The organism is Kocuria sp. CPCC 205297 (assembly GCF_040981035.1).
Taxonomy (GTDB): domain Bacteria; phylum Actinomycetota; class Actinomycetes; order Actinomycetales; family Micrococcaceae; genus Kocuria; species Kocuria marina.
The window spans coordinates 241486-247981 of the sequence record NZ_JAVKPY010000004.1 but is presented as its reverse complement, the minus strand read 5'-3'; the positions used below and the strand labels follow the sequence as shown (position 1 = coordinate 247981).

The window sequence follows — 6496 nt, the reverse complement described above, 5'->3', positions numbered from 1 at the left end:
CGGGCCCACGGAAGCGGTCAATGGCGTCATCGAGACCATGCGTCGCGTCGCCCGCGGCTTCCGCAACTTCGGCAACTACCGGTTACGGGCTCTGCTCGCCGCAGGCGGTCATCGCCCCTGGCGGAGAACCGCTACCCACACTCAGCTGTGAAGGCCCCGCAATTCGACCATTCGGACGAAATTCATATTGATTAGTTACCGAGCGCTTTTGATATCTGGCAGATCTCGCCGTCGGAACTAACCCCATTGAGCACGCTAGGTCCGGATGTCGCCCCAGAACTCGTTCGCTCACTGAGGACCACCCTGGTGGCGCTCTCGGCCCGGGCGGCCCACCCCGGAACTCACAGCACCGTCCGGGCGGAACGTGTCACCATGGGGACGGGCCCGCCACACCCGGGTGGGCCCACCTGTCCTTCTATCGGTGAGGTAAGTCTTCCGTGTCCCACGCCCCCTCCCCCCGCGGCCCCGAGGCCTCCTACCCGCAGTTCGCCGGCCCACCGGCCGGGACCTCCGCCCGCTCGGTGACCACCCGGACCGTGGTCGGTGCCTTCCTGGCGCTCGTGGTGCTGTGGGGTCTGGTCATGCTCATCGCGTACGGCAGTCTGCACACGGTCACGGGTCAGGCACTCGACGAGGTCGCCCTGGCCCAGGCCAAGGCCGACCGCAATGTCTACTTTCCCGGCGCGGCCCTCGTCCTCGCGCAGTACGTCCCGGAGCTCGGGGCGGTGGCCGCCGGTGTCCTCGCGCTCGTGTGGGCCGTGCGCTACCGCCGTTGGACGGCCGCCGTATGTGCCGCGGGGGCGGCGTTCGCTGCGAACGTGACCACCCAGTTCCTCAAGCACGGGGTGCTCGACAAACCCGATTGGGGGATCCAGCAGATCGCGTCCAACTCGTTCCCGTCCGGTCACACGACCGCGGCGGCCTCCGCGCTCATGGCCGTGCTGCTCGTGGCGCCTCCCCACCTGCGGGCTAGGGCGGGGCGCTGGGGAGCCCTGATAGCGGCGGTCACTGGCATGCTCACCATCCTCAACGGTTGGCACCGTCCCACGGACGCCGCGGCCGCGCTGCTCATCGTGGGCGGGTGGGGCGTCGTGGCAACCCTCGTGGCACGCGCCGTCGACGCCGCTCTCTCCCGTACCGACGCCCGTCCCGGAGCGGCATCGCTCCAGTTCTACCGGCAGTTCCGGAAGAACCGTTCGCGTAGACGCCAGGACATCGAATGGAGCGAGGACCGGGGCGAGAGTGCCTATCTTCCGCCGGCCCACGAGCGCGCCGAGCGGCAGTTCGCAGAACAGCAGCGTGGTGAGCAGGAGCGGGCGGCATCGTACCCGCAGGCTCAGCAGGGGTACCCGCACGCGCAGTACGGGCACCAGCAGCCCCAGCCGACGTGGTCGCAGCCCGCCCCCTACGGAGCGCCCGTGTACCGCCCGCGATTCCCCGCGCGACCCCGGTTGGGCACCGCGATCACCCTGACCGTGGTGGCCGCGGCATTGCTCGCGGCAGCAATCTGGTGGCCCTCCCCGACCGTGGCGGGCACGCTCGCCGGGCGGGTCACGCTCACGGCGGGGTACGTGGGCATCGCGGCGGCCGCGGCCCTGGGGTGGTCGCTCGTGGCGCGGCGACTGCGCGACACGACCCGGTGACGGCGACCCGGTGACAACGAACGCAACTGCTATCGGACGTCCGGGAGTGACGACCGGCTAGATCGCCGCCAATCGGTCCAGGAAAACCCGGGCCACGCCGGCCTGGTACGGCAAGCGGTACATCGAGGCGGTGGACGGGCCCTTACCGGAGAGGCCCACGTCCCGAGCGCGCCGGATGGCCAGCTCCATGGTGTCCGCCTGCTGGGACACGAAGTTGCCGGTCACGGGCGAGCCGTGGCCCGGCACGAACACCCGGTAGCGTTCCAGAGTCGCGAGCGCGCGCAAGGACTCCACCCAGCGCTGGGGGTAGGCGTCCTCGAAGTTGGGGTCCGCCCCCTCCTCCACGAGATCACCGCAGAAGACGACGTCGTCCACGCCCACGCACACGTCGTTGTCCGTATGACCGGGGCCCAGGAAGAACAGGGTGACGGGGCGTTCCCCCAGGTCGATCCGGGTCAGGGAAGGCCTGCGACCGTCCCCCGGAAGAGTGTTGGTGGGCATAACGAGCTGGGTGTCCATGCCCTGGCCCTCACCCATCTCGGGTTCCTGCGTGCTCACGAAACTGCGCTGGTACTCGCCGACCTCCGCCATCGCGGCCGCGCACGCCTTGTGCGCCCAGAACTCGGTGGCCCCGGCGCGCGTGAACACCGCGTTACCCATGTAGTGGTCGTAGTGCGCGTGCGTGTTCACCACGGTGAGCGGTAGCTCCGTGAGCTCACGCACCGCGGTCAGGATCTCCCGGCCCTGGCGAGGCCCCGCACCCGTGTCGATCACCAGGGCGCACTGAGTGCCCAGCACCAGACCGGAGTTCAATCTCCAGTTCTCGGTGCCGATCACATAGACGCCGGGGCGCAACTCCTGGGTGCGTGCCATGGGGCTCACTCTATCGGCAACCCCGCACCCTCTACGTATCGCCGCAAGCCACCGGGGCATGGGGCACGACGCCGCTCCGGCCGCCCCGCGCGACGGGAACCCGCGGCGGGGCGGTGCTACTGTGTGCCGCGTGTTTCCGACCAACCCCGACACCCCCGTGACCCCGGCGGGCCGCTTCGCGCCGTCGCCGTCGGGGGACCTGCACCTGGGAAACCTGCGCACGGCCCTGGCCGCGTGGGGATTCGCGCGGGCCACGGGGCGCCGCTTCCTGTTGCGCGTGGAGGACCTGGACCGGGTCAAGAAGGGGGCCGCACAGCGCAACGTGGCGGATCTGCGGGCGATCGGCCTCGACTGGGACGGCCCCGTGGACCACCAGTCCGAACGCATTCCCCGATTCCTGGACCGCGTACAGGACCTCACCGCGGCGGGCCTCACGTACGAGTGCTTCTGCACGCGCAAGGAGATCCACGCGGCGGCCTCCGCTCCCCACGGCATCCCGGGCGCGTACCCCGGCACGTGCCGGAACCTGAGTGCGGCCGAGCGCGCGCGACGTCGTACCCAGCGACCCCCCGCCATCCGGCTGAGGGCGCAGACGCGGGAGTTCACGGTGCACGACCACTTCGTGGGCGAGTACACGGGAGCCGTGGACGACATGGTGCTCGTGCGCAACGACGGGACGCCGGCGTACAACCTGGCCGTGGTCGTGGACGACGCCGAACAGGGTGTGGACCAGGTGGTGCGCGGGGACGACCTGTTGCCGTCCGCTCCGCGACAGGCGTATCTCGCGGGGCTGCTGGGGCACCGGGTTCCCGAGTACGCCCACGTGCCGCTGGTGCTCGGTCCCGCCGGGGCGCGGCTCGCCAAGCGGGACGGCGCCGTCACGCTCGGGGAGCTCGAGGACATCGGGTACACGGCGCAGGACGTGCTCGCGTGGCTCGCCGGCTCTCTGGGCATCGTCCACCCCGTGCGCACCGCCGCGGACGTGCTGGACCGCTGGGACCCGAGCTCGTGGCGGCGCGAACCCGCGACCTTCACACCGTGGCCGGTGACGCGTCCGTAGGGCCTCCGGAGCGGTAGAGTTGTGAACTGTCTCACACGGCTCACATGGGATCTGCGTCACCTCCCCTATACAGTGGACGCAGTCCAACGACCCCGTACCGGAAGGCACGAGTATGTCCGATCAGGCGTACCAACTCCTGGCGATCCTGGCGTATTTCATCGCCATGATCTGTATTGGCCTGTGGGCCAACAGCAAGACCAAGAACCTCGACGACTACATGCTGGGCGGGCGCAACCTCAAGCCCGGCGTGGCTGCACTGTCGGCCGGCGCGTCGGACATGTCCGGATGGCTGCTCATGGGTCTGCCCGGTGCCGTGTACCTCTCGGGTCTCGTGGAGGCGTGGCTCGCGATCGGGCTGACCATCGGTGCGTGGGTGAACTGGAAGATCGTGGCACCGCGGCTGCGCGCGTACACCGAGGTCTCCCACAACTCCATCACCATCCCGTCCTTCCTGGACAACCGCCTCAAGGGCAACACCCGCGTGCTGCGCGTGATCTCGGGTGTGATCATTCTGGTGTTCTTCACGTTCTACGTCTCCTCCGGCATGGTGGCCGGCGGTGTGTTCTTCCAGTCCTCGTTCGGCACCAGCTACCTCACGGGCATGCTCCTGGTGGCCGGGGTGACCGTGCTCTACACATTCTTCGGAGGCTTCCTGGGGGCGTCCTACACGGACCTGTTCCAGGGTCTGCTGATGCTGGGCGCGCTGCTGCTCGTGCCGATCGTGGGCATCTTCCTGGCGGGCGGGCCCGGTGAGATGGCCACCCGGATCGAGAACGTGAACCCCGACGCGCTGTCCCTGTTCGCGGGCGGCACTGCGGTGGGCATCATTTCCTCCCTCGCGTGGGGCCTGGGCTACTTCGGCCAGCCCCACATCATCGTGCGCTTCATGGCGCTGCGCACCCCCGCGGACGCCAAGTCCGGGCGCCGGATCGGCATCGGCTGGATGATCCTCACGGTGCTGGGTGCCATCGGCACCGCCCTGGTGGGCATGGCCTACTACGGCAACCGCCCGGGCCAGGAGCCCACGGACCCGGAGGCCATCTTTCTGGACATGTCCCAGGTGCTCTTCCACCCGCTGATCGCGGGCCTCGTGCTCGCCGCCGTCCTGGCGGCCGTGATGTCCACGATCTCCTCGCAGCTGATCGTCTCCTCCTCCGCGCTGGTGGAGGACCTCTACAACCTGGCCGTCAAGCGCACCCCGTCCCCCAGTGCGCAGGTGTGGCTGGGCCGCGGTGGCGTGCTGCTCGTGGCCCTCGTGGCGGCCGCTCTCGCATGGGAACAGAACTCCACCATCCTGGACCTCGTGGGCTTCGCGTGGGCCGGCTTCGGTGCCGCCTTCGGCCCCGTGGTGCTCATGTGCCTGTTCTGGCGCAAGCTCACCAACGCGGGCGCCATCAGCGCCATGGTCGTGGGTGCCGCGACCGTGTTCCTGTGGCAGTACACCCCGTGGAGTGACCTCTACGAGATCATCCCGGGCTTCATCCTGGGTGGTCTGGTGGGCATCATCGTCTCGCTGGCCACCCACCGGGAGAACCCCGAGATCCAGCGCGAGTTCGACGAGACCCTCCGCCTGGTCCACCACCCCGAGCAAGCCGATCCCGCCGCCGCGGCCAAGGCGGCCGCCGGTGGCACCACCCCAGGGACCGTCTGAGTTCCACGGCCTGCGCCGCGGCTCAGACGGACGACGCCCTCGCACCGCACGGTGCGAGGGCGTCGTTCATTCCTGCGAAACCCGTTCCGCCGGGGCGCGCGGGCTCAGAAGCCGAGGTCGTGCAGCGAGGACCGCATGGTCCCCGCTGACGCGCGCAGCTGCTGCTTCTCCGGCTCGCCCATGGGAATGCGCAGCTGCTGGCCCACACCGGCGCCCCCCACCACGGACGGCACGGACAGGGCCACGCCGCTCACGCCGTAGTAGTCCTCCAGCACGGTGGACACGGACAGCACCGACTGCTGGTCCTTGAGCACGGCCTCCGCGATACGCACCCCGGCCAGGCCGATCGCGTAGTTGGTGGCGCCCTTGCCCTCGATCACACGGTAGGCGGCGTTGACCACCTGGTCCTTGAGCTCGTCCAGGCGCTCGGTGGTGAAGGGCCGGCGCCCGTCCACCTCCCACTCGCTGAGCGGTACCTGACCGATGCTCGCGGAGGACCACACGGGGAACTCGCTGTCCCCGTGCTCACCGATGATGTAGGCGTGCACGCTGCTGGTGTTCACCTGCGCCTCGCTGCCGATCAACCAGCGCAGCCGGGAGGTGTCCAGCACGGTTCCGGAGCTCATGATCCGCTGGTGGGGAAGCCCGGTGATCTGCTGGGCCACCACGGTGAGCACGTCGCACGGGTTGGTCACCAGCACGAAGACCGCCTGCGGCGCTTGCTCCACCAGTTGCGGCATGAGCGACTTGAGGATCGCGGTGTTCGCACCGGCCAAATCCAGGCGGGTCTGCCCGGGGCGCTGCTTGGCGCCGGCGGTCACGAAGACGATGTCCGCGTCCTTGAGCACGGCGACGTCGTCCGAGCCCTCCACCCGGACGCCCGGGGCGAACATCTGGCCGTGGGAGAGGTCCAGTGCCTCGGCCTCCACCTTGGCGGTCTGCAGGTCGTAGAGGGCGATGTCCGTGGACGTGCCCCGGATCATCGCGGCGTAGGCCAGGGATGTCCCCACGGATCCCGCCCCCACGATCCCGATCTTGGTTCGGCGCACGGTAGTTTCGTTTGACGGGCTCACGGCTCATTCTCCATTCGACGCACTCGGTCCGACCGCGCCCGCGGGGGACCCGCGAACCCGGATCAGCTGACGGGGACGGCGACGCCGTTCGGTGGCGTCCCGCGCGGTGGGCACCGCGCGGTCCCCACCCCATTTTCGGCCGCGACGGCGATGCCTGGCAATGAGCAGCCCACGTCGGGGCGGTGATGTCCCGCGC

General features: G+C 69.6%; 6 protein-coding genes. 4 read left to right on the top strand and 2 right to left on the bottom strand.

The window, feature by feature from the left end:
* A partial coding sequence (locus RF650_RS05460; protein WP_368814314.1) for a transposase occupies nt 1-151 on the top strand: 151 nt, incomplete at its 5' end.
* A gap of 286 nt (nt 152-437) precedes the next feature.
* Nucleotides 438-1643, top strand: coding sequence for a phosphatase PAP2 family protein (locus RF650_RS05455; protein ID WP_368814305.1), 1206 nt, complete (start codon nt 438-440; stop codon nt 1641-1643).
* A 57-nt stretch (nt 1644-1700) separates the two neighbouring features.
* Here RF650_RS05455 and RF650_RS05450 read toward each other — a convergent pair whose 3' ends face one another.
* Nucleotides 1701-2516, bottom strand: a complete 816-nt coding sequence (locus RF650_RS05450; RefSeq protein WP_368814303.1) for an MBL fold metallo-hydrolase — start codon at nt 2514-2516, stop codon at nt 1701-1703.
* 130 nt (nt 2517-2646) lie between these two features.
* Here RF650_RS05450 and gluQRS point away from each other — a divergent pair, with 130 nt between their 5' ends.
* Both gluQRS and putP read left to right on the top strand, forming a co-directional pair.
* Entirely contained in the window at nt 2647-3576 is a 930-nt protein-coding gene (gluQRS, locus tag RF650_RS05445; protein ID WP_368814302.1) for a tRNA glutamyl-Q(34) synthetase GluQRS, read from the top strand.
* A gap of 112 nt (nt 3577-3688) precedes the next feature.
* The gene (gene putP, locus RF650_RS05440) at nt 3689-5227 is read left to right on the top strand and encodes a sodium/proline symporter PutP (protein WP_368814300.1); all 1539 of its coding nucleotides are present in this window, start codon (nt 3689-3691) and stop codon (nt 5225-5227) included.
* Between the two features lie 104 nt (nt 5228-5331).
* Here putP and RF650_RS05435 read toward each other — a convergent pair whose 3' ends face one another.
* On the bottom strand, nt 5332-6300 hold the full coding sequence (locus RF650_RS05435) for an L-lactate dehydrogenase (protein WP_064846665.1): 969 nt from the start codon (nt 6298-6300) through the stop codon (nt 5332-5334).
* Between the last annotated feature and the right edge of the window lie 196 nt (nt 6301-6496).